Genomic DNA, 26,321 nt, shown 5'->3' with positions numbered 1-26,321 from the left:
TGCGGCACGAACCAGTCGGGCGTGGCGAACACCGACCCGACCCTCTCGGGCGGTCCGGTGCGCTGCGAGCTGGTGCCGGGCGAAGACGCCTTCAAGGTGCCGGCGTGGACGGGCGATCCCGCGACGCACGACGCGTTCCGGCCGCACTTCAACCTGGCCGCGTTCCGGCGTCCGCAGCCGGTCAGCGGGCAGGGGAACCTCGGCAACGTGCCGCAGGGTTACCTGCGTCACCCCGGCTGGCAGAACTGGGACTTCACGCTCGCGCGCCGCATTCCGGTGCAGATCGGCCGCGGCGGCAGCGTGCGCGTTCAGGCCCAGTTCTACAACCTGTGGAACCAGGTCCAGTTCCAGCGGCTCGCGGCGTCCTACACGTTCAGCACCACGGGGAACACCAGCACGACGACCGGCCAGTTCGACCAGTCGACCAACCCGTTCAACTTCGGGTTGACGGTGCGGTTCGACTACTAGAACCGTTCCACTCCACACGGACACATCGGGCCCCTTCGGGGGCCCGGTGTGTCTCCATCGATGGTGAACCGCCGGCGCGGCCGGTGCCGCGGGTACGGCTTTCACTACCCGACGACGCGGTGTCGGACGGCCCAGAGCACGAGCTCGGTCGTGCTGTGCAGGTTCAGCTCGTGAAGGATCCGTGCCCGGTGGGTTTCGACGGTCGTCGGGCGGATGTTCAGCGCTTCGGCGATCTGCCGGTTCGTCTTGCCTCGACGGCCCCGATGAGATCCCCCGTATCGGAGTCCTTCAGAAGATACCCGCACGCGCCCGCTTGCAGCGAACGGCGAATCCACGTGTCGTCGGCATGCATGTTCAGCATCAGGACGGCCGTCTTCGGCACCTGCGTCGCGATGGCGCTCGCGACGTAGCCGGGGCATCGCGACGTCGAGGATGGCCACGTTCGGCTGCTCCTCTATCCTCTACGGCGAGCCGGACGGCCTCCTCGCCGTCTCTCGCGACGGCCACGACCTTCCACTCGAGCTGGTCTTCGAGGACGCGCCTCAACGCGTCTCTGACGAGCGCGTGATCGTCACCGATGAGAATCCGCAACGTCGCCATCTGCGCTCCGATCCCGGCCGAACGGCACGTCGGCTCCGAGACCAGTCGACCGTGACGCGACGTGTCGCGGCATCCGGTGGACGGCCGAGCTTCCCGCCGGATCTCCTCCTGCCTTTGCCGGATGTCGTCTGGCGCGGAGTGGCAGTAGGTTATGCTCACCGTTCCGGAGTGAGGCGCTGATGCGTTTCAAGACGTGGCCCGTGGCAGCTCTCGGTCTGGCCGGTCTGCTCGTGCTGATCGTGCTGGCGATGCAGACCTCGGCGCAGAAGGCGCAGGAGATCTACAACCAGATCGACCAGCTCAACGGCTACCACAACGTCGTCGACGCGAAGTTGTGGCGCCTGCGGTCCGACATCCACCTATCGAGCATCTTCATCCGCGACAGCCTGCTCGATATCGCCAGCGAGCACGACGCCGAATACCGCACGCAGCTCGCCGATTTCCGGCGGACGAGCAAGGCGACGGTGGCCGAGCTGCGCGCCATCGCGGGACAGCATCAGGAGCGGCTCGAGAGCCTCGAAGCGCAGCTCGACGACTACTGGCGCGCGTTCGAGCCGCTGTTCGGCTGGGCTCCGACCGAGAAAATCCTGAACAGCGCCGGGTTCCTCCGGCGTGAGGTGGTGCCCCGGCGCGAGAAGGTCATGACGCTCGCGTCGGAGATCGAGGCGCTCAACGAGGCCAACCTCGCCGAGGAGCGCGCCGAGGCCGCCCGCCGTCACGCGGAGTTCCAGCGCGAGCTCGCTCGGCTGCAGTGGCAGACCCTCTCGCTCGGCGCCGTCGTCGCGCTCGTCGCCGTGTTCCGCCTCAGGCTGCTGGAGCAGCGATCCGACGACCAACGGCTGCTGGCCACACAGGCCGAGCAGCAGATGCGCGAGCTGTCACAGCGGCTGGTCGCCGCCCAGGAAGAGGAGCGCAAGAACCTGTCGCGGGAGCTGCACGACCACGTGGCGCAGGTGCTCACGGCCCTGCGCATGGAGATCGGCCGCATCGACCGCGTGCGCCCGGCCAGCGATCTGCGCATCTCGGCGGCCGTCGCCGAGTGCCGCCGCCTCGTGGACAACATGTTCCGGACGGTGCGCGACCTGTCGATGGGCCTCCGGCCGAGCATGCTCGACGACTTCGGGTTGCAGGCCGCGCTGGAGTGGCTGGTTCGCGACTTCACGAGCCGGTTCGGGATCAAGGTGGATCTCGAGCTGGGCGGCGAGCTCGACGGATTGCCGGAGCGGCATCGCACCTGCGTCTATCGGGCCGTCCAGGAGGCGCTGACCAACTGCGCCCGTCACTCCGGCGCCCGTTCCGCGCGTGTGCAGATCACCGGCACGGCCGGCGCGTTGATCGTGCGGGTGAGCGACGATGGCGTCGGCATCGACCCGGTGAAGCGCCGCAACGGCCTCGGGCTGCGCGGTATCGAGGAGCGCGTCAAGGAACTTGGCGGCACGATGCAGATAGGCGGCGGGGTGAACCTGGGCACCGTCCTGATGGTGCAGTTGCCGTTGCCGGTTCCATTGAAGGACGTGTCTCTTGCGAGTGCTGCTAGCTGACGACCACAGCATCGTGCGCCGCGGCCTGCGCGGGCTGCTCGAAGAAGCCGGGTACACCGTGGTGGCGGAGGCCGCCGATGGCCTCGAGGCCGTCCGCCTCGCCGAAGACGTCCGGCCGGACCTGGCCATCCTCGACGTCGGGATGCCGAAGCTCAACGGCATCGACGTCGCCGCGCGGATGCAGAAGCTCGACCGTCCGCCCGGCGTGATCATGCTCAGCATGCACGCCGACGAGTCCTACATCATTCGGGCGCTCGAGGCCGGCGCGCGCGGCTACCTCCTGAAGACCGCCGCCGACGAGGATCTGCTGCCCGCGGTGCGCGCGGTCGCGACGGGCAAACCGTTCTTCAGCCCCGCCGTCGCCGGCGTGCTGATCGAGGACTATGTCCGCCGCCTCCATTCACGCGGGCTCACCGACTCGTACCACCTGCTGACCGATCGCGAGAAGGAAGTGCTGCAACTGCTCGCCGAAGGCCGGACCAACAAGGAGGTGGCCACCGAGCTGAACCTCGGGCTCTCGACCGTCGAGACGCATCGGGCGAACCTGATGCAGAAGCTCAACCTGCACAACACCGCCGAGATCGTGCTCTACGCGGTGCGCAAGGGCGTCATCGCCTGATCGCCGGCCCCCGGCCCGCTCACGGCAGCGGGAACATCTTCCGCAGCTCCTCCATCGAGGGCTGGCGGCCGTACTGGCCCAGCTCGAATGCCTCGGCGTACTTCACCGCGCGGCCGCGCTGCTCGCCGTAGAGCGCGATCAACTGCTGCCGGTACTGGTTCGCGACCGCTTCGTTGCGCTGCTTGACGCCTTCGAGCAGGGCGGCCTGGCGATCGGCCTCGTTGCGCGGGATGTTCGGACGCGTGCGCGCCTGCCACGAGTCCGCATCGCCGAACTGCGACGACATGGCCGTGATGCACGCCCACTTCTTCTCGGCGACCGCATCGATCGACACCACGATGTCGGGCTGGAACGGATAGGGGCGCTTGAAGTCGTCCTGGTAGTACATGAACACGGGGTTGCGCGGCGTCGGCGGCGTGTCCGGTACCCAGAACGGCGCGACCACGACGACCGCCGAGTCGTCCATCAGCCTGCCGACGTAGCGATGGTCGGGATGATAGTCGTAGGGCCGGTGGCCGAGGACGATGTCGGCCTGCCACTCGCGGATGAGCCGCGACATCATCCGGCGGTTGTCCAGCGAGGGCACGAGCTCGCCGTCGTGGATGTCCATCGTGGCCACCTCGGTGCCGAACCCGCGCGCGCACTGCTGCACTTCCGTGAGGCGCCGCTTGGCGAGCGGGCCGCCGGCCTGCTCGAAGTGGCCGATGTCGCCGTTGGTCATCGCTACGAGCTTCACCTTGGCGCCCTGCGCCGCCCAGAGCGACGCCGTGCCGGCCACTTTCAGCTCGGCATCGTCCGGGTGCGCGCCGAACGCGATGACGCGCAGCGGCGCCGGCTGCGGCGCCTGGGCCATGGTGCGGACCGACGGAAGCGACAGGACGGCAAGCAGCGCGATGGATGCCGAGAGGGCTTTCATGAGAACCTCCGACGCGCACGCTAGCAGCGGTGCCGGAGGCTGTCAATCAGCGCAGGGCCTGTGTCGGAGCCTGTCGCCGGGCCTGCCGGGGCTTGTCAGGGCCGCGATATCAGGGCCGGCGTCGCGCGGCGCGCAGCCGGCGCCGCAGGACGGGCGCGAGATCTTCGCCGAGCGCGCGGCGCATCAGGCCGCCGGCGCGGCGAAGCGTCTCGCGCGCCGCGTCCGGCGAGCCGCCCGTCTTCGCCATGACGATGGCCGCTTTCACGTCCCAATCCGCGGCGGCGAGCAAATCGCCGGCGCGCTCGGGCGCGATGCCCGTCACCGTCGACACGATCCGCTTCGCCCGGTCCTTGAGCTTCGCGGAGCCGGTGCGCACGTCGACCATGAGGTTGCCGTAGGTCTTGCCTGCGCGGATCATCGCGCCCGTCGTGAGCATGTTCAGCGCCATCTTCGTGGCGGTGCCGGCCTTGAGCCTCGTGGAGCCGGCGATGACCTCGGGGCCGACGGCCGGCGCGATGACGAGGTGCACGAGCGCCTGCAGGCCGGTGCCCGGCCAGCACGTCACGAAAACCCGCGTGGCGCGCGCCCGCTTGGCGGCGGTGAGGGCCCCGCGCACGAACTCGGTGATGCCGCTGGCGGAGATGCCGACGACCACGTCGCGCGACGACACGCCGGCGTCGGCGAGCGCGCGCACGCCGGCGTCGAAGTCGTCCTCGGCGCCCTCGCGCGCCCGGAACACCGCCTCCTCGCCGCCGGCGATGACGGCGCGCACGGCTTCCGGCGGCGTGCCGAACGTGGGAGGCAGCTCGGCGGCTTCGATCACGCCCAGCCGGCCGCTCGTCCCCGCGCCGACGAAGAACACGCGCCCGCCGCGGGCCAGCGCGGCGGCGAGCATGTCGATGCCGCGCGCGATGCGCGGGCGCTCACGCGCGACGGCCGCGACGACGCGCCGATCCTCGCGCGACATGGCGGCGACGATCTCCGCGGACGAGACGCGATCGATGGAGAGCGTACGCGGGTTGATCTGCTCGGTCGGAAGAGAGGACCACTTGGACATCGCGAATCTGCAACCTGAAGGGTGAAACCTGGTGGCTCAGTAGTACAGGAGGTACTTCGCGCGCAGCAACCGCCAGCGTGCCTCGACGCCCGACCACGACGCCGCGATCGCGGCCGGGTCTTCACCCAGCTTGAGCCTGGCGAGGCTGTCGGCCGATCCGAACAGCTTCTGCGCGGCATCGCTTTGCCACTGCCCGGGAAAGAGCGCGACGAGCGCGGACCCCAGCTCGACGCCGAGCCGCACGGGGCGCAGCGCCGACCGATCCGTCACGACGATGAAGACGCCTTGACACTCTTCTTTGGCGAACCGGCTGGCCGTCGGCGTGAAGCGGACGGGGTAGAAGCGCACGCCGGGGACGCCCCGCGAGTTCAGCACGTCCGACAGCTTGCGCCCATCGATCCACGGCGCGCCGACCTGCTCGAACGGCGTGTCGGTCCCGCGCCCGACCGAGAGGTTCGTGTTCTCGAGCGCGCCGATGCCCGGATACAGCGCCGCGGCGTAGAGCGTCCGCATGTTCGGCGACGGGTTGATCCACGGCAGGCCTGTCTCGTCGAACCACTGATCGCGGCGCCAGGACTGCATCGGCACCACGGTGAGGTCCGCGCCGATCTGGCGTTCGGTGTTGAACAGCCGTGCCAGCTCCCCGATCGTCATGCCTGGCCGGATCGGCATCGTCGGGAAGTAGCCGGTGAAGCCGAGCGAGATCGGATCGAGGGCGGGCCCTTCGATCTGGACGCCGTTGATCGGGTTCGGGCGATCGAGCACGACGACCTTGATCTTGCGCGGGGCGGCTTCCTCCATGACGTAGGCCATGGTCGTCATGTAGGTGTAGAAACGCGCGCCCACGTCCTGCAGGTCGATGACGATGGCGTCGAGGCCGGCGAGCATGTTGACGGTCGGCCGCTGGGTCTGGCCATAGAGCGAGTGGATGGGCAGCTTCGTCTTGTCGTCGACCGACGACGGCACGGAGGCGTCGAGCACTCCGCGGATGCCGTGCTCCGGGCTGAAGAGCGCCACGAGCTTCACGTCGGGCGCCGCGGCGAGCAGATCGATCGTGCTGACGCCGTCGCGCGCGCGGCCCGTGTGGTTCGTGAGCAGCCCGACGCGCAGCCCTTTCAGCGGCGCGTAGTTCTGCGCGCGCAGCACGTCGATCCCGGCCATGACGGGCGCGCTCGTCGGCGCGGGCGCCGGCGCCGGCGCGTCGAAGGTCTGCCGGCTCCAGCGGGCGTCCGCGACGCTGGCCGCCACGTTCGTGAGCGCGGCGGCGACGGCGGTGGCGACGCGCGCGCGTGTCGGCGTCACGTCACCGGCGCCGTTCGGGTGCACGCGGTTCGACAGGAACACGACGAAGACCTTCGTCGCCGGATCGATCCAGAGCGACGTGCCGGTGAAGCCCGTGTGGCCGTACGAGCCCAGCGGCAGCAGTTCGCCGCGGTTGGACGAGAACGAGGAGTCCAGGTCCCAGCCGAGCCCGCGGACGTTCGATTCGGCGAGCGGCGTCGACGGTTCGATCATCCTGGCCACGGTCAGCGGCGCCAGCACGCGCGTCGATCCGATCGCGCCGCCGTTCAGCAGCATCCGCGCGTAGATCGCCACGTCGTCGGCCGTGCTGAAGAGCCCGGCATGGCCGGCGACGCCGCCCATGCGCCGGGCCGTCGGGTCGTGGACGATGCCGCGGAGCGTGGCCGGCTCGGTCGGCGCGATGCGGCCGTAGAGCGCGCGGGCCGGGTTGAAGCCGGTCTCGGTCATCTTCAGCGGCCCGAAGAGGGTCGCTTTCGTGAACACGTCGAGCGGCTGCTTCGTGACGCGGCGGACGATCTCGCCCAGGAGGAAGTAGTTGATGTCGCTGTACACGAAGCGCCGGCCGGGCGGCGCCGTCAGCACCTCCTCGCACGCCAACGCGATGGCGGTGTCGTAGCCGCTCCAGGGATCGCCCAGATCGACGTCCGGCCTGAGGCCCGACATGTGCGTCATCAGGTCGCGGACCGTGACGCGCGACTTGCCGTACTTCCCGAACTCCGGGATGAACGAGGCGACCGGATCGATCAGGCGCACGCGGCCCTCTTCGACGAGCTTCATGATCGCCGGCGTGGTCGCCATCACCTTCGTGAGCGAGGCCATGTCGAAGATGGTGTTGACGGTCATCGGCTCGTCGGCCGGCGCCACCGCGCGGCGGCCGAACGCCTTGCGATAGACGATCGTGTCGTCGCGACCGACGAGGACGACCGCGCCGGGCGTCTTCTTCTCCGCGATGGCCTCGTCGACGATCTCGTCGACGCGCGAGAGGCGATCGAGATCGAAGCCGGCGCTCGTCGCGGCGGCGACCGGACGAGGGCGCGGCGGCGGGGTGGATTGCCCGGAGAGGCCGGGCCCGGCGAGCACGGCGGCCCCGATGGCGGCGGCCGCGACGGCAGAACGACACACGGCGGTGCGCATGCGGGCATTATCCAGGAAACCGGTTTCCGCGTGTCGCCGGCCACGCGTTTCCTCTACACTCACCGCATGAAACCGTCCACCGTGTTCCTCGGCGAGATGACGAACCCCGAGGTCGAAGCCTTTCTCCAGCGGCACCAGACCGTGATCGTGCCGACCGGCGCCACCGAGCAGCACGGGCCGCACGCGCCGCTGCTCACCGACGTGCTGATTCCGCAGGAAATCGCCCGCCGCGCCGCGCCGAAGATCGGCGCGGTCGTGGCGCCGCCGATCAACTACGCGCTGTCGTACCCGCACGTCGGCTTCACCGGCCTCGTGCACGTCCAGATTCCCACGTTCATGGCGCTCGTCGAGGATCTCTGCCTCTCGTTCGCGTCCGTCGGCTTCAAGCGGATCGTGTTCCTGAACGGCCACTACGACAACACGCTGGCGATCGCGTACGCGTGCGCCAAAGCCGCGTACGCGATGCCGAAGGATGCGAAGGCGTTTCCCTTGAACTACTGGGACGGTTTCTCGGCCGATGACGTCACCCGCTGGATGACGCTGAAGACGGGGCTGCACGCGAACGAGGCGGAGACGTCGGCGATCCTCGCCATCAACCCGGCGCTCGTCGACATGGCCAAGGCGAACGCCGAGCTGCCGAACTTCCCCGAGTTCAAGGTGAACCCGGCCGCCGTCCACGCGGCGTTCTTCTTCTCCAATCCCGGATCGGTGTACCGGGCGACGCGATCGGGCACCTGGGGAGATGCGCGGCAGGCGACCCCGGAATCGGGCGAAGCCTACCTCGAGGCGGGCGTCCGGTCGGTCGTCGCGTGTCTCGAGAACATCGAGGAGGCGTTCAGGAACATGCCGGCCCGAAACTGAGCCCGTGCGGTCTCAGTCCTGGCGCCTGACCTCGTCCAGCCTGACGGGCCGGCGTTCTTCCGCCGAGCGATCGGCCGCGAAGATCACCTCGAAGGTCTTGATCGAATCGGCGAGGCTCGTGAGCGGCATCTCTTGGCCGCGATCGAGCGCGTCGAAGAACGCGTCGAACTGCGTCTTGTACGGGTGGTCGGCGACGTCGCCGCTGCCGAGCAGCTTCATCGACAGGTCGCTCCACTTGTCCTTGTTCAGCCCCGGCAGCGTCATGGAGTGGAACTTGTTGTCGAGCAGGCTGCCCTCGCTGCCGACGAGATGCGTGTGGAAGTAGTACGGCTGCAGGCAGTCGATGACCGACGCGACTTTGCCCACGCGGCCGCTCGCGAACTGCAAGAGCGTGACGGTCGTCGTCGGGTACTCGTACGGGCTGAAGTACGGGCTCTTCGAGCGCGTCGCCATGCTCGAGACGACCTCGACGTCCGTGCCGAGGCAGAGCAGCAGGGCGTCGAGCGCATGGCAGCCGGCCGACAGCAGGCTCGAGCCTCCGCGAGCCTTCGTGATGTTCCACCGGTACTGGCCGTACCACGGCCCGCTGCCGTGGTAGTAGTCCACCTCGCCGTAGTGGAGATCGCCGAGCAGCCCGGCGTCGACGACCGCCTTCGTGGCGAGGAACTGGCTCGACCAGCGGCACTCGAGGCACACGCACGACCGCACGCCGGCCGCCGCGACCGCATCGGCGATGGCGTAGCAGTCCTCGAGCGTGAGCGCGATCGGCTTCTCGATGATGAGGTGCTTGCGCGCCTCGGCGACGGCGATCGCCTCGCGCGCGTGCTGGTCGGGATACCCGCAGAGCGACACGATGTCGATCGACGGGTCGGCGAGCATCTCGGCCAGGTCCCGGTGCACCACGATCCGGCCCTTGTGCCTCGCGCTCAGCTCCGCGGCGTCGAGCGGCCGCGCCGAGCACACGGCCGTGACCTGGGCGCGCCCCGTCGCGTTGATCGCGTCGATGTGCGCGGTGGCCACCCAGCCGTACCCGAGAATGCCGACGTTGTGTTTCTGCACGGTAACGTTGTATCTCTTTTCGCCGACGGATTTCCATGACTCCTGCGCTCACGGCCCGGACGATGCCTCGCCTGCTCGCTGAACTCGATCCGGGGTTTCGTCCCGCCGCGCTGTTCCACCGCGCCTTCGACGCCGCCGTGGCCGAATCGTCCGGCAGCCCCGTGCGGATCGCGATCGAGCAAGCCGACGGATCGATCAACGTCTTCCGCACGGGCGCGCTGCCGGCCGCCCACCCCGACGCGGCCGCGAACGTCCTGAACCTCGAGCGCCAGGTGAAGTTCCTGCTGTGGTCGCGCGGCGGGCACCGGGTGTACGTGGACGCGGCCGCCGATCTCGTCGCCGCGCTGCAGCGTCACTATGCCGAGACCGAGACCGGCGCGTTCGATCGGCAGATCATGGGCGAGCGGATCTACGAGCGGCCGTTCGAGATCCTGGCCGCGCCTGGCAGCGACTTCCCGGCGGAACGGCACTTCTCGGTCGCGCTCGGACACCATCTCGAGGGGTGCCGCATCGGCTTCGATCTCGGGGCGAGCGACCGAAAGGCCGCCGCGGTCGTGGACGGGCAGGTGGTCTTCAGCGAGGAGATCGACTGGAACCCGGTGCCGCAGGCGGATCCGCACTGGCACTTCGGCGAGATCATGGACTCGCTCACGCGCGCGGCCGCGCACCTGCCGCGCGTGGACGCGATCGGCGGCAGCTCGGCCGGCGTGTTCGTCAACAACCAGGTGAAGGTCGCCACCTTGTTCCGTGGCGTGCCGCCGGACGTGTTCCAGCGCCGGGCGAAGGGGATCTTCCTCGAGGTCAAACGCGCGTGGCGGGACATCCCGTTCGAGGTGGTCAACGACGGCGAGGTCACGGCGCTCGCCGGATCGATGGCGCTCGGCGACAACGCCGTGCTCGGCATCGCCCTCGGATCCAGCCAGGCGGCCGGCTACGTGACGCCCGACGGCAACATCACCTCCTGGCTGAACGAGCTGGCGTTCGCGCCGATCGACTATCGTCCGCAGGCGCCAATCGATGAGTGGTCGAAGGATCGAGGCTGCGGCGTGCAGTACTTCTCGCAGCAGGCCGTCGGCCGCCTCCTGCCGGCGGCCGGCATCACGGTGCCGTCCGACATGCCGCTGCCGGTGCAGCTCAAGGAAGTGCAGCGGCTGATGTCGGCCGGCGACCAGCGCGCCGCGGCGATCTATCGCACGCTCGGCGCCTATCTCGGCTACGGCGTCGCGCACTACGCGAGGTTCTACACCCTGCGCCACGTGCTCGTGCTCGGCCGGGTGACGACGGGCGTGGGCGGCGATGTGATGCTGGAGACGGCTCGGCAGGTGCTCGCCGCCGAGTTCCCGGATCTCGCCGGCGCGATCACGCTGCACATGCCCGACGAAACGAGCAAGCGGCACGGCCAGGCGATCGCCGCCGCGAGCCTTCCCGCGCTGACCCCATGAACCCCTACGAGCAGTACATCAGCACGCTGGCGAGCCTGCAGCGGGAGGCGCGCGAGTACCCGCTCGGCGCATTCCCGCCGTACCCGCGGCCGGCGCCTTCCCCCGACGCGCCGGTCGCGCTGATCTTCTCTCCTCACCCGGACGACGAGGTGATCGTCGGAGGATGGGCGCTCAGGCTCCTCCGCGAGAAGCGCTGGCGCGTGGTCAACGTCGCGGTGACGCACGGCAGCAACGTCCAGCGTCAGCCGGAGCGGTGGGCCGAGCTGTCGGCATGTTGCGGCTGCATCGGATTCGATCTCGTCACGACGGCGCCGCGCGGCCTCGAGGGCATCAACCCGAAGGCGCGCGCGAGCGATCCTGACGGCTGGACGACGAAGGTGGAGACGGTGCGCGCGCTCCTCGACACGTGGCAGCCGGCCGCGATCTTCTATCCGCACGAGAGCGATTGGAACTCGACGCACGTCGGCACGCACTGGCTCGTGAAGGACGCGCTCGCGTCCCTGCCGGCGGCGTTCACGTGCGCGGCGATCGAGACGGAGTACTGGGCGCAGATGCCGGCGCCCAACGTGCTCGTCGAATGCCCGGCGCAGGATCTGGCGTCGCTCGTCACGGCGCTCACGTTCCATGTCGGCGAAGTCCGGCGCAATCCCTACCACCTGACGCTGCCGGCCTGGATGATGGACAACGTCCGGCGGGGCGGCGAGTGGGTCGGCGGGCAGGGGCAGGCGGCGCCGGCGTTCCTGTTCGGCACGCTCTATCGCGTGGGCCGGTGGCGGAATCGACGGTTCGAGCCGGTCGCGGTGCCGGCGCCGTTCCTCTCGGCGGCCGATGACCCCTCGGCGCCGCTCGCCTGAGGGGCAGCGGCCTGCCGGTCGATTCCGTGGGCTGCCCGTTCCTCCCGGCAGGCAACTTGTGACAGAATCGCGGCACTCTCCGAGGAGGCCCCGTATGAGGCGTTGGATCGTGGTGGCGATGGCGTGTGTCGTGGCCGTCGCCGTGGCCGAAGCGCAGGACCGGCCGCTGAACCAGCCGCCTCCCGGGTTCACAGCGCTCTTCAACGGCCGAGACCTGTCGGGCTGGCGCGGCCGCAAACCCAATTTCAATCCCGCGGACGAGCAGCGCACGCTCACGAAGGCCGAGGTGGCGGCGCTGCAGGTCCTGTGGAATGCCGAGCGCGATCAGCACTGGCGCGTGGACACGGCCAAGGCGGAGATCGTCTCCGACGGCAACAGCCCGCACCTGGCGACCGTGGCCGACTACGGCGACTTCGAGTTGTGGGTGGACTGGCTGATGGTCAGCCCCAATGGCGACTCCGGCATCTACCTGCGCGGCTACCCCCAGGTGCAGATCTGGGATCCCTCCAATCCGCGTGAGCAGCGGAATGGCGCCGACAAGGGGTCCGGGGCGCTCTGGAACAACAACCCCGACAACCCGGGACGGTTCCCGCTCGTGAAGGCCGACAAGCCCATCGGACAGTGGAACACGCTGCGGGTCCTGATGGTCGGCCAGAAGGTGTCGATCTGGCTCAACGGCCAGCAGACGGTCAACGAGCAAGTGATGGACAACTACTTCGATCCGAACACGCCGCACACGCGCCCGCTCGTCGCCAAGGGGCCGATCGAGCTGCAGACGCACGGGTCGGAGATGCGATTCCGCAACGTTTTCGTTCGAGAGATCCCGGCGTCGAGCGCCGGAACGGCTCGGTAGGGCACGTATTCCGAACACGGGGGACATGGTCATGGCTGGCATTTCGAGACGTGAGTTCATCGGCAAGACAGGGAGCGCCTCCGCGGCGCTGGCGTTCATGGCGGCCAACGGCATCAAGCTCGCGGCAAACCCGCTCGGGATTCCGATCGGCAGCCAGACCTACCCGCACCGCGCGCGCATCGTGGCTGGCGAGTTCGCCGCGCTGCTCAAGGACATGAAGTCGATCGGCATCGAGCAGATCGAGCTGTGCGATCCGTTCAACTACAAGGAGTTCGCCTCGCTCGCCGACGGCAAGACCGCCCGAAAGATGCTCGACGACGCAGGCATCAAGGCGATCAGTTGTCACGTCGGCATCGGCATCTACCGCAAGCAGCACAAGGAGGTGCTGAACTGGGCGCAGGCGGTCGGGCTGACCCAGCTCTCGACGGCGGATCTCGGCGGCACGACGAAGGACGGCCGTTCCCGGTTGTCGGGCGGGCTGACGACCGCCGACTGGATCAAGGAAGCGGCCGACGAGTACAACGCCATCGCGAAGGTCTCGAAAGCCGCGGGCTTCGCGACCGTGCTGCACAACGAGGGCTTCTGCAACTCGCGGACGGCCGACGGGCGGCTGACTTATCCGATCCTCGTCGAGGCGCTCGATCCCGCGCTCGTCGGGATGCAGTTCCAGATGTCGTCGATGAGCTCGGTCGGCAATCCGATCACGTACTTCACGATCTATCCCGGGCGCTTCTGGTCGGCGCACATGCAGGGCGTGAACGCGACGGCCGGCATGCGCGCGACGATGCCGCCGCCGCTGCCGGACAAGACGGCGGCGCCGGCAGGCCGTGGGGGCGGTGGTGGTGCCGCTCGTGGTGCTGCGCCGGCTGGCGGCGGCGCCCCGGCTCCGGCGGCGGGTGCGCCGATGGCCGGCGGTGCGGCGGCGGCCGGCGGCCGCGCCGGCGGTCAGGGCGGTGGCGGCGGGCTCGCGGTCGGCGAGGACACGGTGGACTGGCCGAGGGTGTTCGAGGCGGCGAAGATCGGCGGCCTGCGGAACTTCTTCGTCGAGCAGGCGTGGGACCTGACCGTCAAGAGCGTCGCGTACTTGAAGACGCTGTCGTAGACGTCCGGTTGACTCGTGGAGTCGTGAGCCCTGGGGCATGAGTCATGAGGGATCCCGCCTGAGCGCGTGCTCGAGGCGAATCCCCGTGACTCACCGCCCACGACTCGCAGCTCGCGACGAGACGGCCTGATTCTCGAACGAGAGGTGCCTGTGTCCGGAGTGTCTCGACGCCAGTTCCTTCACGCCGCCGGCAGCGCCTCGGCGGCGCTCGCGTTCATGGCGGCCCATCGCATCACGCTGCAGGCGAACCCGCTCGGGCTGCCGATCGGCAGCCAGATGTGGCCGCACCGGGCGCGGATTGGCGAGAGCGGGTACGCTGGGCTCGCGGCCGTCCTCGGGGACATGAAGGCCATCGGCATCGAGACGGTCGAGCTCATCTCGCCGAGCGGCGAATTCAAGGCGCTCACCGACGGCAAGGAAGTCCGCAAGATTCTCGACGGTCACGGCATCAAGAGCCCGAGCGCGCACTTCCGCGGCGTCAAGACGAACCTGCCGGCGCTCATCGATTGGGCGCACCAGATCGGCATGACGCACATGAGCATGGCGAGCATGGGCGGCCAGACCATCAACGGCGTGACCACGCTCGAGACCGTCAAGCGGACCTGCGAGGAGTTCAACGCGCTCGGCGCGGTCGCCAAGAAGGCCGGGCTGCAGATGATGACGCACAACGAAGGGTTCGAGAACTCGCGGCTGGCCGACGGACGCCTGACCTACCCGGTGCTGCTCGAGCACCTCGATCCCGATCTGATGAAGATGCAGTTCCAGATGTCGTCGATGACGACGATCGGCGATCCGGTGATGTACTTCACGATGTATCCCGGCCGGTTCGCCTCGGCGCACCTGCAGGGCGTGAACGCCGCGGCGGGCGTGGCGCCGCCTTCGCGCGGGACGCTGACCACGAAGCCCAATCCTGGCGACGCGGCCGGCCGCGGCGGTGGCGCGGGCGGGGGGCAGCAGGGGCTGGCGGTCGGCGAGGACGGCGTCGACTGGGTGAAGGTGTTCCAGGCCGCGAAGATCGGCGGCCTCCAGAACTTCTTCGTCGAGCAGAGCTGGGAGCTGACCGTGAAGAGCGTCGCGTACCTCAAGACGCTGTCGTAGACGCCTGCGGGACAGCGCGATGGTGCGCGCTGAGTCGTGCGTGGCACGCCCATCCCCAAGGCTCCACGCACCCTTCACAACGGGCGACGACTGCTTCGCACGTTCGCCGACACGGGCTGGAACAGCCTGAGAGCCCGAGGAGAAGACGAGAATGTCGTTGACCCGCCGATCGTTTCTTCGGGCCGCTGCCGTTGGCGCCGCGGCCGGCGCCGTCGTACGATCCGGCGGGCTGTCGGCGTCGCCCTACAACTGGCCGATCGGATGTCAGACCTTTCCGTACGGCAAGCAGATCGATCAGGACTTCCCGGGGACGATGAAGATGCTGGCGTCGGCGGGCATCCAGTCGATCGAGCTGTGCTCGCCGTGGTACTCGGAGCACGATTTCGGGTTCGGCAGCTTGAACCGGATCAGCGCGGCCGAGTTCAAGCGCGTGATCGGCGACGCCGGCCTGATCTGCATCAGCTCGCACGTGGACATGACCGAGCTGCGCGGCGAGAAGCTGCCGCGGCTGATCGCGTGGGCGGCCGAGCGCGGGCTCACCCAGATTCTCGTGCCGAGCCTCGACGGCCCGCGCAACCCGACGATGGATCAGGTCAAGGCGCTCGCCGACGAGTACAACCGCATCGCGGCCGTGACGAAGCGGGCGGGCCTGCAGCAGGGGCTCCACCACGAGGGCTTCGAGAACTCGATGGTCGAGGGACGGCGCGTCTTCGACGTCCTGTTCGAGCTGCTCGATCCCGCGCTCGTGAAGTTCCAGTTCCAGATGTCGACGATCACGAGCGGGATGGTGGCCGACGACTACTTCACGAAGCACCCCGGCCGGTTCATCTCGATGCACCTGCAGGACGTGGACCTCAGCGCGCCCGCTGCTCCGCCGCCGCCCGCCGGCGCCGCTGGCGCGGGGCGTGGCCGGGGCGGCCAGCGCCCCACGCGGCCCATCGGGCAGGGGAGCATCGACTGGGTGAAGACTTTCAGGGCCGCGAAGATCGGCGGCGTCGAGAACTACTTCATCGAGATGAACGAAGCGCTCATGAAGGCGAGCGTGCCGTACCTGCGGCAGCTCCAGGTGTGAGGGACCCATGGCTCAGATGACACGACGCACGTTTCTCGAGAAGACCAGCGCCGGCACCGCCGCGGCCGGCGTGCTGGCGGCGGCCGGCGTCCGGCTGCACGCCGATCCGCTCGGCATCCCGATCGGCAGCCAGACCTATCCGGAACGGCAGCGGATCGCCGAGGGTAAGTTCGTCGAGGTGCTCAAGGGCATGTACGACGCCGGCATCCGACAGATCGAGCTGTGCTCGCCCAACAGCTACGCGCAGTTCAAGAGCCTGGCCGACGGCAAAGCGACGAAGAAGGTCATCGAGGACGCGGGGCTGAGGGCGGTCAGCTCGCACGTCGGCATGGCGGAGCTGCGCACCGCGCTGCCGCAGGCGATCGAATGGGCGCAGAGCCTTGGCCTGACCCAGATCGGCACGGCCAGCCTCGGCGGCGTCGTCAGCGGCCACACGTCGCTCAACCAGTTGCGGTACGCGGCGGAGGAATACAACAAGATGGCGTCGGTCGTGAAGCGGGCCGGCCTGCAGATGTTCCTGCACAACGAGGGCTTGGAGAACTCGCGCCTCGAGGATGGCCGGCTCACGTATCCGGTGCTGCTCGAGTACCTCGACCCTGAGCTCGTGAAGATGCAGTTCCAGATGTCGTCGATGCGCGTCATCGGCAACCCGATCGTCTACTTCACGAACCACCCCGGGCGGTTCATCTCGGCGCACGTCCACGGCGTGAACCTCGACACGCCGGTCGCGCCGTACGCCGGCATGCCGCTGCCGATCAAGCAGACGGCGCCCGCGGCCGGCCGTGGGCGCGGACCCGCGGTGCCGGGCATCGCGATCGGCGACGACAGCGTGGACTGGCCGAAGGTGTTCGAAGCGATGAAGATCGGCGGCGTGAAGAACTATTTCATCGAGCAGGAGCAGGCGAACGGCTGGGACGCGATGGTGAAGGGCGCGGCGTACCTGAAGACGCTCACCGTCTGACGCGAAAGCGCGAATCGGGTGTCGGCAGGGCCTGCCGACACCCAATTCGTGGCCGTTCGCGCTACAGCGCCCGCACGCGGACGTTGCGGTGCTTGATGTAGCCGGCGAAGCCGCCCGACTCGCCGGCCGGGGGCGTCTGGAACCAGATGGGCGCGGCGTCCTTCCACGACGCTTCAGCCGGATCGGTCGGGTCGTCCGTCACGTCGGTGATCTGCACGTCGTTGAGCCAGACCTGCAGCCGCGTTCCCTGGAAGCGGATCCGGATCTTGTTCCAGTCGTTCACCTTGCGCAGCTTCGCGAACTGATCGCAGTCCTGGAGGTACACGTGGTTCCGGCCGCCGCAGTCGCCGGTCGACAGCCAGTCCACGTTGCCGCGGATGGCTTCGGGAAGCTGCCGGTGGACGACCACGCCGATGTACTCGCCGGCCTCGCGCCGGCCGAGGTTCAACTGGTAGCCGTTGCGGAAGTAGATGCCGCTGTTGAACGTGCACGGCCGGTCCTCGCTGAGGTTCTCCTGCTTCGGCCCCAGCTTCGGCGTGCACCGCGTGCCGGACTCGGCCAGCATGAACTCCGTCTCGAACTCGAAGTCCTTGTAGCTGTCCTTGGTGGCGAGGCTCCCGCTGCGCTGGCCTTCGGCGGGCGCGGTGCTGGTGATCACCCCGGTCTCGACTTTCCAGCCGCGGTCGGTCGGGTTGGCCGACGGCGGAGCGGTCGGCGCCGGCGCACCGCGCCGGCCGCCGCCACCGCCGGCGAGGATCGTGAACTGGCTCAGGTCCTTGCCGTCGAACAGGACCTTCCACTGGCCGGCTTGCGCCGAAAGCGATGGACCGGCGGCGAGCGTCGCGGCGGCCACCGCCGCCGCGAACATGGGAAGACGGAACGTGCGCATGGGGCTCCTCGGGCGAAGGGGATGACGCGTCAGAGCGTGCGAACGCGGATGTTCCGGAACTTCGCCGTCACACCCGGCGTGTAGGGCATCTGGAACGTGATCGGCTGCGCCACGCGCCAGTCGGCCTCCGACTCGAGCGTGGACTTGTCGGTGACGTCCACGATCTTCGTGCCGTTGAGCCAGGCCTGGTGGTGATCGCCTTTCACCGCGATGCGCAGCGTGTTCCAGTCCTGGCGCTTTCGCAGGTTCGGGAACGCCTTGTCGCCGTGGCTCAGCCAGAGGATGTTGCCGCGGATGGCCTTCGGATCCACGCGGTGGATGACGAGGCCGATGTACTCGCCGCCTTCGCGCCGGCCGATGTTCATCTGGTAGCCGCTCCGGTAGCTGACGCCGCTGTTGCCGACGCAGCCCGGATCGCTCAGGTTCTCTTCTTTCGGCCCGAGCTCCTCCGAGCACTTGCCGGCCACCTCGCCGAGCACGAAGTCGAATTCCAGCTCGAAGTCGGAGTACTTCTCGACGGTCGTGAGCGCACCGGCGCGCTCGCCGGGCTTCGCCTCGCCGCCGATGATCACACCGTCGACAACGTGCCATCCCGGCGGGGCGTCGGCAGCAGGCGGCGGGGCGCCGGCGCGGCCGCGGCCGGCCGGAATAGTGAAGTTCGTCAGGTCCTTGCCATTGAAGAGCTGCTTCCACGGGCCGGGAGCTCCGGACTGGGCCGTGAGCGTACCGGGCAGCGCGAGCGCGGCCGAGAGCACGAGCGTTGACACACCAAGACGGCTGAGATGACGCGGCATTGCGGGTCCTCGTTCGGTTTCGATGGGCCGGCATGCCCCGGCCCCGGGCGGTGATGTGCTGGCTAGCATAGCAAACAAGGGAACAGACAAGGGCAAAGGGCAGAGGGCAAAGGGCAAAGGGAGGGAAAAGGAGAAGAACAGGGGAAAGGGAAAGGGCAAAGGGAAAAGGGAAGCGCGCGCCTGAGTAGAATGGCGCGCACGGTCCATGGCGTCAGGTGTTGATGAACGCGTCGGCGTGTTGCCCGGCGATTCGGGCGCGTTGCCTTCATGGGATGTCGCCGACCTGCCGGCGCCGCCGCCGTTCACGCCCCGCAACCTGTTCAGCGTCATCGGTCCGGGCGCCGTCATGGCCGCCACGTCGATTGGCGGCGGCGAGTGGCTGGTCGGGCCCGCGGCCGCGGTCAAGTACTCCTCCGCCATCTTCCTGATCGCGACGGCCGCGATCGTCCTGCAGGTGCTCTTCAACCTGGAGGCGGTGCGCTACACGCTCTACACGGGCGAGCCGATCTACGGCGGCTTCATGCGGTTGAAGCCAGGGCCCCGCTTCTGGGCCGCCTTCTACTCGCTGCTCGGGTTCTTCCAGCTCGGCTGGCCGGCGCTCGCCGGCAGCGCCGCCGCGACCCTCCTCGGCGCGTGGATGGGCCGCATGCCGGGCGCGCCCGACGCCGCCACCCAGATCTGGATCGCGACGGGGCTCGTCGGGCTCGTCGTGCTGGTCCTGTCGTTCGGCGGCACGATCGAGCGCATGCTCGAGTACTTCGCGTGGACCATGCTGGCCGTCGTCTTCGCGTTCCTGGTCGTGGTGAACGTCGCCTTCGTGCCGGCCGCGCACTGGGCGCGGACGTTCGCCGGCTTCTTCTCGATGTCGGGCCTGACGCATCCGATCGACTGGTCGCTCATCGGCGCGCTGGCCGCCACCGCCGGATCGGGCGGCTTGGGCAACCTGACGGTCACCAACTGGGTCCGCGACAAGGGCTTCGGCATGGGCGCGCTCGTCGGCGCGATTCCGAGCGCCGTCGGCGGTCATGCCATCGCGCTCTCCCATGTCGGCACCGTGTTCCCGGCGACGCCGGAGAACCTGTCGCGCTGGCGCGAGTGGATGCGGTACGTGCACGCGGATCAGATCTGGGTCTGGGGCCTCTTCTGCTTCCTCGGCATGTTCCTGAACGTGAACTTGGCGACCGCGATCGTGCCGCAAGGTACCGATTTGCAGGGGCTGGCGGCGGGCGCGTATCAGGCGGAGTACCTGGCGAGGATCTGGCCGGGCTTCTGGTTCCTCACGCTCTTCAATGGATTCTGGATCCTCTTCAAGACGCAGCTCGGGAACACCGACATCCTCGTCCGCGCGGTGACGGACGCGACGTGGATGGCGAGCGGGCGCGCCCGACAGTCGCGCTGGGCATTCGCGCGATCTACTACGGCGTGCTCCTGGCCTTCTCGGTCTGGGGCATGGTCGCGCTGCGGTCGGCGTCGCCGTTCCAGATGTTCAAGCTGCTGGCGAACATGGCGGGCCTGGTGATGGTCATCGCCGGCACGCAGATCCTGATCGTCAACCGCCGGTTCCTGCCGAAGGCCGTGCGGGCGTCGGGCTGGCGCGAAGCCGGGCTCGTGCTGTGCGTGGTCTTCTACGCGGTGTTCTCGTTCTTCGTGGTCAGGGACGCGATCGGCAGCCTCTTCTGACGTGGCGCGCGGTCACGGGCGGCAGGCACACGATCGCACGATCGCGCGGCGACGTGACGCGCCGCGCATCACCGGCTCGTCGCCTCGGCGCGGGGCGCTCCCAGCTCATCCCGCATGTACTGCCGGATGATGTCGTCGAAGTCCGAGTCGGCGCGGAATCCGAGGCCGAGGGCGCGCGAGGCGTTCAGCGTGCCGGGCCAGGTCGCGGCGATCCGGCAGATCGCCGGATCCTCCTTCCACTCGACACGCTGCCCGACCTCGCGGCCGGCCACGCGCTCGAGCGCGTCGGCCATCTCCCGCACCGACACCGACAGGCCCGGCACGTTCACGATGCGGCTCGTGCCGAACGCCTCGGCCGCCAGCTCGTGCGCGTGGATGAAGGCGTCGACGACCGTCGGCGGCGAGAGCACCCACATCACCGTCTCGGGCGGCACCGGGCAGACCGACGGCTGGCCGTTCAGAGGCTCGCGGATGATGCCGCTCGCGAAGCTCGAGGCCGCGGCGTTCGGCTTGCCGGGCCGCACCACGATCGTCGGCAGCCGCAGCGAGCGACCATCGACCAGACCGCGTCGCGAGTAGTCGTCGAGCAGCAGCTCCGCCATCGCCTTCTGCGTGCCGTACGACGTCTGAGGGTTGGGAGCCGTGGCCTCGCTGGCGCCTTCGGCCAGTGCCCCACCGTAGACGGCGACCGAGCTCGTGAACACGAGCCGCGGTCGATGACCGAGCAGGCCGCAGCGATCGAACAGACGCCGCGACGCATCGAGATTCACCCGCAACCCGAGATCGAGATCGGCTTCGGCCTGCCCGCTGACGACGGCCGCCAGATGAAAGATCGACGTCGTGTCGCGGTCGATCACGCGGTCGAGCGTCGCCGGATCGGCGAGGTCGCCGGCCACGTGGCGGATCCGCGGATCGCTCAGCGGGCTCGTGCCGACGTCGACGAGCGTCAGTTGCTCGATGCGTTCCTGCCCACCTCGTGCGCCGCGCAGCGTGCCGCGCTCGAGCAGCGCCTTCGCCAGCCGCTGTCCCAGAAACCCCGCGCCCCCGGTGATGACGACGTGCATGGCCGTGGATTATCGCATCGGGCGGCCGGAAGCTCTTGGGAGCGCGCTAATTGAGCACCGTCCAGTCCCCCCATTCCTTCGCTTCGTAGACGGCGGCCGTCATGCCGGTGCCCCACGTGCCGGGCACGAGGTAGGTTTCCAGCTCGGTCGCCAGCGCCCTCACGGGCGGGGTGAACGTCGACTTGAGGACGTCCGAGTCCGCGCCCTTCGGCCAGTACTTGTCGCGCGACGCCTTCGTGAGCGCGATGACGGTGATGTAGTCGGAGGGCGAGGCGCCTCGGACCGGCTTGTAGTAGAGCAGGCGGAGGTCCGGCTGCAGGTTGCCCACCGCCGGGTGGAGCTTCGCGCCGATGAACGTGTCGAACGCTGCCACGCGCTCGGGCGCACCTTGATGTGGTGATTACCGAGGACGTCGACGGAAGGCAGCGGGGCGCCGATGTTCTCGGGATGCACGAGGTGGTACTCGTTGTAGGTGCCAGGCCCCTTTGAATACGCTGCGAGCGCCGTGCGCGGATCGCCGGCCTGGCTCATGACGGCGGCGCGGAACGGGACGTCGCCCGACGCGGCTTCGTAGCTCTTGTGCCGCGCGATCGTGTCGGTGATCCAGACCAGCAGGTACTGACCCTGGCGCGGCCCGCGATCCTTCTTGACGAGGTGCAGCGACATGCCCGGCGCCGCCTTCGCCCAGGCGGGCGCAAGCTCGGTCGTGACCTGCCGCTCGAAGGCCGCGAGGTCCGCCTCGGGTTTGAGGTCGGGCGTGAGAAACACCATGACTTCGCCGAGCTTCAACGTTTGAGCCGCGGCCGGCACCGCAAACGCGGCGATGAGGGCGGCGGTCGTCAGGAGCAGAACTTGGAGACGCATTGGACACTCCGATCAGGCGTGGCCGCGCGGGAGATCGGCATGTCATCGGACCTCAATCTCGATGGCCCGATGCTCGATCGGGCCGGTGTTCCGATGGGCCCGATGCTCCGATGCCGATGTCCCGATGACCCGATACCCCGATGATCCGATGTTCGGAGTAGGATGTTACACCGCTCTTCCTTGCGTATTGGAGCCGGCAGACCGGCGGAGATCTCTATGAAGCGAGTCGTCCCTTACTTCCTGTTCCTGATGGCGGTCAGCGTGGGCGTGGGCGTCCGCGGCCAGCAGAGCGCCGACAAGACGTTGAGCGCCCTCAAGGTCGCCCCGGGGCTCGAGGCCAAGCTCTTCGCGTCCGAGCCGATGATCACCAACCCGACCGACATGACGATCGACGAACGCGGTCGCGTCTGGGTCCTCGAAGGCCAGAACTACCGCCGCAAGGCGCGCAATCTTCCGGACCTGCGCCCCGAGGGCGACCGCATCGTGATCCTCGAGGACACGAACCAGGACGGCACGGCCGACAACGCGAAGGTGTTCGATCAGAGCCCCGACATCCGCGTGCCCCTCGGCATCGCGGTGCTGGGCGACAAGGTCTACGTCTCGCAGTCTCCCGATATCATCGTCTACACGAAGGACAAGGACGACAAGATCCTGAGCAAGGAAGTGCTGCTGACCGGGTTCGCCGGCATCGACCACGACCACGGCCTGCACGCGGTCGTCTTCGGTCCCGACGGCAAGTACTACTTCAACCAGGGCAACACCGGCATGGACGTCACCGACCGATCGGGCCGGCACGTCCAGACGCAGGGCACCGGCGCCAACACGCGTCCGACCCCCGGCTACTACGAAGGCGTCGTGATGCGGATGAACCCCGACGGCACGAACCTCGAGGTGCTCGGCCAGAACTTCCGAAATCCGTACGAGGTGGCCGTCGACTCGTTCGGCAACGTCTGGCAGACCGACAACGACGATGACGGGAACGCGCAGACGCGGCTCATGTACAACATGGAAGGCGGCAACTACGGCTTCCGCGGGCCGCTGAACCGCACCTGGACCGAAGATCGGAGCACGCACTGGCACCAGGAGCTGCCTGGTGTGGCGCCCAATGTCTACCGGATCGGCGCCGGGTCGCCGTGCGGGCTGCTCGTGTACGAGGGGACGCTGCTGCCGTCGAAGTACCGGCATCAGCTCTTCCATGCCGATGCCGGACCGCGGCGTCTCGCGATGTACCCGACGGACGTCGTGGGCGCGGGCTTCGTCGCCGGCGTCGAGGAAGTGCTGACCGGCGGCGACGACACGTGGATGCGCCCGTCCGACGTCGCCGTGGCGCCCGACGGCGCGGTGTTCGTCGCGGACTGGTACGACCCGGGCGTCGGCGGTCACCAGATGGGCGACCCCGAGGGCAAGATGGGGCGCGTCTACCGGCTCGCGCCGACGGGCAACAAGCCGGCGGTGCCGGCGCTGAACCTCTCGACGCCGGCCGGGTTGCGCGAAGCGTTCAGCTCGCCGAACCAGTCACGTTTCTACCTCGCCTATCAGGCGATCAAGTCGCAGGGGCAGGGAGCGGTGTCGCTCCTGCAGAGCCTGTGGAAACAGAACGATCCGGTCGTGAAGGCGCGGGCGCTGTGGCTGCTCGGCTCGCTCGGCCCGGCTGGAAACGGCGCGCTGAAGGAGGCGTTGAGCCATCGCGAGCCGCGCTTCCGCGTCCTCGCGCTGCGTGTCGCGCACGCCAACGGTGCCGACATGCTCGCGTTCTCGAAGCCGGTGCTGCGCGATCCGTCGCCGGCCGTGCGCCGCGAGGTGGCGTTGATGCTGCGCGACGCGAGCCCCTCGTTGATGCTGCCGCCGTACGCCTATCCGGAGCAGGTCACGCCGTCCAAGGAGTGGCTCGACGCGATGGTCGAGCTGGCCGGACAGTTCGACGGCACGGATCGCTGGTATCTCGAAGCGTTCAACATCGCCGCCCGTGGCCGCGAGGATGCGCTGTACGCGCGGCTCACGCAGCAGTACCCCGGCAAGACGGCCGCGCAGTTCGGCCAGCTCGTCTGGGGCATGCGTCCGAAGACCGCGGTGCCGGACCTGATCGCCACGATGAACAGCACGTCCGCGCCGGTGGCCGATCGGCAGGCCGCCATCGACACGCTCGGCCAGATGCAGTGGCCGGAGGCGGCTCGCGCCATCGAGTCGTTCATCGTCGCGGCGAACTCGCCGGCGCCGCTGGCCGAGCGCGCGTTCGCGGCCTACAGCCATCAACTGTTCAGTTGGTGGATGGACGCGCGCAAAGCGCCGGCCTTCGCGTCGGTCGTGCGCAAGGGCCTCACGCTGCCGGGCGCTCAGGCCACGGCGGTGACGCTCGCCGATCCGGCGCTCGATCAGCAGTTCCTGCCGGATCTGATGGCGCTCGCCAAGTCCGACGCGGCGGCGCCCGCGCGCGCGGCGGCCGTCGAAGCGATCGCCGGCACGAAGGATCCGAAGTACGTCGCGGACCTGAAGAGCCTGGCCGACAGCGGCCCGGCGCCGGTCCGTTCGGCCGCCATTCGCGTGATCAGCACGCTCAACGCCGCGGCCGAAGTGAGCTGGGCGCAGCAGCTCATCCAGAGCGACGCGCCGAACGAGGTCCGCACCGAAGCGTTGCGGCTGCTGGCCAAGACGGTGCCGGGCCTGAACGCGATCCTCGACCTCGCGGAAGCCGGAAAGCTGCCGACCGAGCTGACGGCGCTCGCGCGCAACCTGACCAACTACGCCACGCCGCCGCCGGCGAGCGGCCGGGCGCTCGGCCCCGCGCAGTTGCGCACCGCGCGGACGACCATGCCGAGCGATCCCGCGTACGTGGCGGTGCGGCAGCGGGCGGCCAAGGTGATTCCGCTGCCGGCGTCCGGCGTCGTGCCGACCGCGTTCGAGCTCGACCTGAGCTATGCCGGCCGGCCGGCCGAAGGGCGCAAAGTGTACGAGAACGAAGCCGGCTGCGCCGCGTGCCACAACCTCGGTAGCGGTCCGGAGAAGATCGGGCCGGACCTGTCGCACATCGGGTCGAAGTACGGCAAGCAGGCGATGCTCGACAGCATCATCAATCCGAGCGATGCCATCGGCGTCGAGTACCAGACGGTGACCATCACGCTGAAGAACGGCGAGCAGCTCACCGGCATCGTCAAGGGCGAGACGGCGGACACGGTGTCGCTGCAGGTCGGTGCCGAGGCGCCGCGCCAACTGCGCGCGGCCGACATCGCGTCCCGCCAGGCCGTGCGCATCTCGCCGATGCCTGAAGGCCTGCTGAGCGGCCTGTCGCATCAGCAGATCGCGGACCTGCTGGAGTTCCTGAACTCGATGAAGTGAGAAGGGCGGCTGACGGCTCAGGGCTTGCGGCTTACGGCGCTCAGCCGTAAGCCGCTCTCTCTAAGTCGTAAGCCTCGAGCCGTCAGCCTTACTTGACTTGCGAGTAGTCCGTCGGCTCGAGCCACAGGCGCTCGACCTTCGACGTGATCGGGCCGTTCGCCTCGGACTCGGCCTTCGCCTTGACCCATTCCGGATCGGCCTGGAACGCCGCCCAGAACTTGTCGGCTGCCGCGCGGCTGTCGTGCTGCAGCACGTAGATCAGCGTGTTGCCTTTGAGCGACCCTTCGGTCGGCGTCAGGTACGCGACGCCGGACTGGCCGTGCTTGGCGAAGAGGCGCAGCGTGTGGTTCCGGAATCGCGCGTTGATGTTCTCCCACTTGCCGGGTGCGGCCGTGTAGGTGCGCAGCTCCCAGACGTGATTGCCCTGAGCCTGCACCGTGGGCGCGGCGTCTCCGATGATGCCGCGCGCGGTGAACCCAGCTCCGAACGCGAGCACGATCCCCGCGGCCCCGATCGCCTGTCGAATCGACATGGATGCCTCCTGAATGGAACCCGTCGCACCCGCGTGCGTCGAGTGACGGCTAGGATGGGCGATCGTGGCCGGCTTGGCAAGTCGGCGTCTCGTGCGGCCTGCTCTTCGAGCCGGCTCTTGGTCGTACCGAGAAAGCAGACGAGAATAGGCGCCATGCGCATCTCCTCTCGTCTCTGGCTCCTCGTGATGATGGTGACGGCGATGGGCGTCGGTGCGGCGCGATGCG

Annotated in this window: 25 protein-coding genes; 15 read left to right on the top strand and 10 right to left on the bottom strand. The window is 68.8% G+C overall.

Features of this window, described 5'->3' with window-relative positions; genetic code table 11:
• Positions 1-21 precede the first annotated feature (21 nt).
• Complete coding sequence (locus tag IT184_16275; GenBank protein MCC7010366.1) at positions 22-468, top strand: hypothetical protein; 447 nt, start codon at positions 22-24, stop codon at positions 466-468.
• A gap of 104 nt (positions 469-572) precedes the next feature.
• Here the strand turns inward: IT184_16275 and IT184_16270 are convergent, their stop codons facing one another.
• The gene (locus IT184_16270) at positions 573-908 is read right to left on the bottom strand and encodes a response regulator transcription factor (GenBank protein ID MCC7010365.1); all 336 of its coding nucleotides are present in this window, start codon (positions 906-908) and stop codon (positions 573-575) included.
• A gap of 339 nt (positions 909-1,247) precedes the next feature.
• Here IT184_16270 and IT184_16265 point away from each other — a divergent pair, with 339 nt between their 5' ends.
• Positions 1,248-2,609: a sensor histidine kinase gene (locus tag IT184_16265; protein MCC7010364.1), complete on the top strand. Its 1,362-nt coding sequence runs from the start codon at positions 1,248-1,250 to the stop codon at positions 2,607-2,609.
• Entirely contained in the window at positions 2,590-3,228 is a 639-nt protein-coding gene (locus tag IT184_16260) for a response regulator transcription factor (protein ID MCC7010363.1), read from the top strand. Before IT184_16265 ends, IT184_16260 begins: the two co-directional genes overlap by 20 nt.
• Positions 3,229-3,247: 19 nt before the next feature.
• On the opposite strand, the gene IT184_16255 is transcribed toward IT184_16260, so the two are convergent.
• The 3 genes from IT184_16255 to IT184_16245 form a co-directional block, all read right to left on the bottom strand.
• On the bottom strand, positions 3,248-4,144 hold the full coding sequence (locus tag IT184_16255) for a PIG-L family deacetylase (GenBank protein MCC7010362.1): 897 nt from the start codon (positions 4,142-4,144) through the stop codon (positions 3,248-3,250).
• Between the two features lie 109 nt (positions 4,145-4,253).
• Positions 4,254-5,201 (bottom strand): N-acetylmuramic acid 6-phosphate etherase, encoded by a 948-nt coding sequence (murQ, locus tag IT184_16250; protein ID MCC7010361.1) that lies wholly within the window; start codon positions 5,199-5,201, stop codon positions 4,254-4,256.
• Positions 5,202-5,237: 36 nt separating this feature from the next.
• Complete coding sequence (locus IT184_16245) at positions 5,238-7,637, bottom strand: DUF1343 domain-containing protein (GenBank protein ID MCC7010360.1); 2,400 nt, start codon at positions 7,635-7,637, stop codon at positions 5,238-5,240.
• A 66-nt stretch (positions 7,638-7,703) separates the two neighbouring features.
• On the opposite strand from IT184_16245, the gene IT184_16240 reads away from it, so the two are divergent.
• Positions 7,704-8,498 carry a creatininase family protein gene (locus tag IT184_16240; protein MCC7010359.1) on the top strand — a complete coding sequence of 265 codons (795 nt, stop codon included), beginning with the start codon at positions 7,704-7,706 and terminating at the stop codon, positions 8,496-8,498.
• Positions 8,499-8,510: 12 nt separating this feature from the next.
• Here IT184_16240 and IT184_16235 read toward each other — a convergent pair whose 3' ends face one another.
• Entirely contained in the window at positions 8,511-9,557 is a 1,047-nt protein-coding gene (locus tag IT184_16235; protein MCC7010358.1) for a Gfo/Idh/MocA family oxidoreductase, read from the bottom strand.
• A 35-nt stretch (positions 9,558-9,592) separates the two neighbouring features.
• Here IT184_16235 and IT184_16230 point away from each other — a divergent pair, with 35 nt between their 5' ends.
• From IT184_16230 to IT184_16200, 7 genes are all read left to right on the top strand, one after another.
• Positions 9,593-10,999 (top strand): ROK family protein, encoded by a 1,407-nt coding sequence (locus IT184_16230; GenBank protein ID MCC7010357.1) that lies wholly within the window; start codon positions 9,593-9,595, stop codon positions 10,997-10,999.
• Positions 10,996-11,853 (top strand): PIG-L family deacetylase, encoded by an 858-nt coding sequence (locus IT184_16225; protein MCC7010356.1) that lies wholly within the window; start codon positions 10,996-10,998, stop codon positions 11,851-11,853. The genes IT184_16230 and IT184_16225 overlap by 4 nt, the downstream gene beginning before the upstream one ends.
• A gap of 94 nt (positions 11,854-11,947) precedes the next feature.
• Positions 11,948-12,706 (top strand): DUF1080 domain-containing protein, encoded by a 759-nt coding sequence (locus tag IT184_16220; GenBank protein ID MCC7010355.1) that lies wholly within the window; start codon positions 11,948-11,950, stop codon positions 12,704-12,706.
• A 31-nt stretch (positions 12,707-12,737) separates the two neighbouring features.
• Positions 12,738-13,808 carry a hypothetical protein gene (locus IT184_16215; protein MCC7010354.1) on the top strand — a complete coding sequence of 357 codons (1,071 nt, stop codon included), beginning with the start codon at positions 12,738-12,740 and terminating at the stop codon, positions 13,806-13,808.
• A gap of 144 nt (positions 13,809-13,952) precedes the next feature.
• Positions 13,953-14,906 (top strand): sugar phosphate isomerase/epimerase, encoded by a 954-nt coding sequence (locus tag IT184_16210; GenBank protein MCC7010353.1) that lies wholly within the window; start codon positions 13,953-13,955, stop codon positions 14,904-14,906.
• Positions 14,907-15,057: 151 nt separating this feature from the next.
• Positions 15,058-15,978, top strand: coding sequence for a sugar phosphate isomerase/epimerase (locus tag IT184_16205; protein MCC7010352.1), 921 nt, complete (start codon positions 15,058-15,060; stop codon positions 15,976-15,978).
• Between the two features lie 7 nt (positions 15,979-15,985).
• Positions 15,986-16,939 (top strand): sugar phosphate isomerase/epimerase, encoded by a 954-nt coding sequence (locus tag IT184_16200; protein ID MCC7010351.1) that lies wholly within the window; start codon positions 15,986-15,988, stop codon positions 16,937-16,939.
• Positions 16,940-17,000: 61 nt separating this feature from the next.
• Here IT184_16200 and IT184_16195 read toward each other — a convergent pair whose 3' ends face one another.
• A complete protein-coding gene (locus IT184_16195) occupies positions 17,001-17,828 on the bottom strand; it encodes a DUF1080 domain-containing protein (protein MCC7010350.1) in 828 nt (275 codons plus the stop codon).
• Positions 17,829-17,857: 29 nt separating this feature from the next.
• Positions 17,858-18,622, bottom strand: a complete 765-nt coding sequence (locus tag IT184_16190) for a DUF1080 domain-containing protein (protein ID MCC7010349.1) — start codon at positions 18,620-18,622, stop codon at positions 17,858-17,860.
• Between the two features lie 205 nt (positions 18,623-18,827).
• Here IT184_16190 and IT184_16185 point away from each other — a divergent pair, with 205 nt between their 5' ends.
• Together IT184_16185 and IT184_16180 are read left to right on the top strand one after the other, a co-directional pair.
• The gene (locus IT184_16185; GenBank protein MCC7010348.1) at positions 18,828-20,141 is read left to right on the top strand and encodes an Nramp family divalent metal transporter; all 1,314 of its coding nucleotides are present in this window, start codon (positions 18,828-18,830) and stop codon (positions 20,139-20,141) included.
• Entirely contained in the window at positions 20,105-20,302 is a 198-nt protein-coding gene (locus IT184_16180; protein MCC7010347.1) for a hypothetical protein, read from the top strand. Before IT184_16185 ends, IT184_16180 begins: the two co-directional genes overlap by 37 nt.
• A gap of 68 nt (positions 20,303-20,370) precedes the next feature.
• Here the strand turns inward: IT184_16180 and IT184_16175 are convergent, their stop codons facing one another.
• Both IT184_16175 and IT184_16170 read right to left on the bottom strand, forming a co-directional pair.
• Positions 20,371-21,366, bottom strand: coding sequence for an SDR family oxidoreductase (locus IT184_16175; protein MCC7010346.1), 996 nt, complete (start codon positions 21,364-21,366; stop codon positions 20,371-20,373).
• Positions 21,367-21,412: 46 nt separating this feature from the next.
• A complete protein-coding gene (locus tag IT184_16170; GenBank protein ID MCC7010345.1) occupies positions 21,413-21,739 on the bottom strand; it encodes a hypothetical protein in 327 nt (108 codons plus the stop codon).
• Positions 21,740-21,945: 206 nt separating this feature from the next.
• Between IT184_16170 and IT184_16165 the strand changes: the two genes are divergently transcribed.
• Both IT184_16165 and IT184_16160 read left to right on the top strand, forming a co-directional pair.
• Positions 21,946-22,374 (top strand): hypothetical protein, encoded by a 429-nt coding sequence (locus tag IT184_16165; GenBank protein ID MCC7010344.1) that lies wholly within the window; start codon positions 21,946-21,948, stop codon positions 22,372-22,374.
• A gap of 72 nt (positions 22,375-22,446) precedes the next feature.
• Positions 22,447-25,563: a c-type cytochrome gene (locus IT184_16160; protein ID MCC7010343.1), complete on the top strand. Its 3,117-nt coding sequence runs from the start codon at positions 22,447-22,449 to the stop codon at positions 25,561-25,563.
• A gap of 88 nt (positions 25,564-25,651) precedes the next feature.
• On the opposite strand, the gene IT184_16155 is transcribed toward IT184_16160, so the two are convergent.
• Positions 25,652-26,095, bottom strand: coding sequence for an NIPSNAP family protein (locus IT184_16155; protein MCC7010342.1), 444 nt, complete (start codon positions 26,093-26,095; stop codon positions 25,652-25,654).
• Between the last annotated feature and the right edge of the window lie 226 nt (positions 26,096-26,321).

Source organism: Acidobacteriota bacterium, from assembly GCA_020853395.1.
Classification (GTDB): Bacteria; Acidobacteriota; Vicinamibacteria; order Vicinamibacterales; family SCN-69-37; genus JADYYY01.
The sequence above is the reverse complement of the archived record's forward strand: the minus strand, read 5'-3'. Positions and strand labels throughout refer to the sequence as shown.

Coding starts and splice junctions, on each gene's coding strand:
- IT184_16265 (MCC7010364.1), top strand. CDS start 1,248: ATGCGTTTCAAGACGTGGCCCGTGGCAGCTCTCGGTCTGGCCGGTCTG.
- murQ (MCC7010361.1), bottom strand. CDS start 5,201: ATGTCCAAGTGGTCCTCTCTTCCGACCGAGCAGATCAACCCGCGTACG.
- IT184_16240 (MCC7010359.1), top strand. CDS start 7,704: ATGAAACCGTCCACCGTGTTCCTCGGCGAGATGACGAACCCCGAGGTC.
- IT184_16160 (MCC7010343.1), top strand. CDS start 22,447: ATGAAGCGAGTCGTCCCTTACTTCCTGTTCCTGATGGCGGTCAGCGTG.
- IT184_16185 (MCC7010348.1), top strand. CDS start 18,828: ATGGCGTCAGGTGTTGATGAACGCGTCGGCGTGTTGCCCGGCGATTCG.
- IT184_16180 (MCC7010347.1), top strand. CDS start 20,105: ATGTTCAAGCTGCTGGCGAACATGGCGGGCCTGGTGATGGTCATCGCC.
- IT184_16245 (MCC7010360.1), bottom strand. CDS start 7,637: ATGCGCACCGCCGTGTGTCGTTCTGCCGTCGCGGCCGCCGCCATCGGG.
- IT184_16195 (MCC7010350.1), bottom strand. CDS start 17,828: ATGCGCACGTTCCGTCTTCCCATGTTCGCGGCGGCGGTGGCCGCCGCG.
- IT184_16230 (MCC7010357.1), top strand. CDS start 9,593: ATGACTCCTGCGCTCACGGCCCGGACGATGCCTCGCCTGCTCGCTGAA.
- IT184_16205 (MCC7010352.1), top strand. CDS start 15,058: ATGTCGTTGACCCGCCGATCGTTTCTTCGGGCCGCTGCCGTTGGCGCC.
- IT184_16155 (MCC7010342.1), bottom strand. CDS start 26,095: ATGTCGATTCGACAGGCGATCGGGGCCGCGGGGATCGTGCTCGCGTTC.
- IT184_16225 (MCC7010356.1), top strand. CDS start 10,996: ATGAACCCCTACGAGCAGTACATCAGCACGCTGGCGAGCCTGCAGCGG.
- IT184_16190 (MCC7010349.1), bottom strand. CDS start 18,622: ATGCCGCGTCATCTCAGCCGTCTTGGTGTGTCAACGCTCGTGCTCTCG.
- IT184_16215 (MCC7010354.1), top strand. CDS start 12,738: ATGGCTGGCATTTCGAGACGTGAGTTCATCGGCAAGACAGGGAGCGCC.
- IT184_16255 (MCC7010362.1), bottom strand. CDS start 4,144: ATGAAAGCCCTCTCGGCATCCATCGCGCTGCTTGCCGTCCTGTCGCTT.
- IT184_16200 (MCC7010351.1), top strand. CDS start 15,986: ATGGCTCAGATGACACGACGCACGTTTCTCGAGAAGACCAGCGCCGGC.
- IT184_16175 (MCC7010346.1), bottom strand. CDS start 21,366: ATGCACGTCGTCATCACCGGGGGCGCGGGGTTTCTGGGACAGCGGCTG.
- IT184_16220 (MCC7010355.1), top strand. CDS start 11,948: ATGAGGCGTTGGATCGTGGTGGCGATGGCGTGTGTCGTGGCCGTCGCC.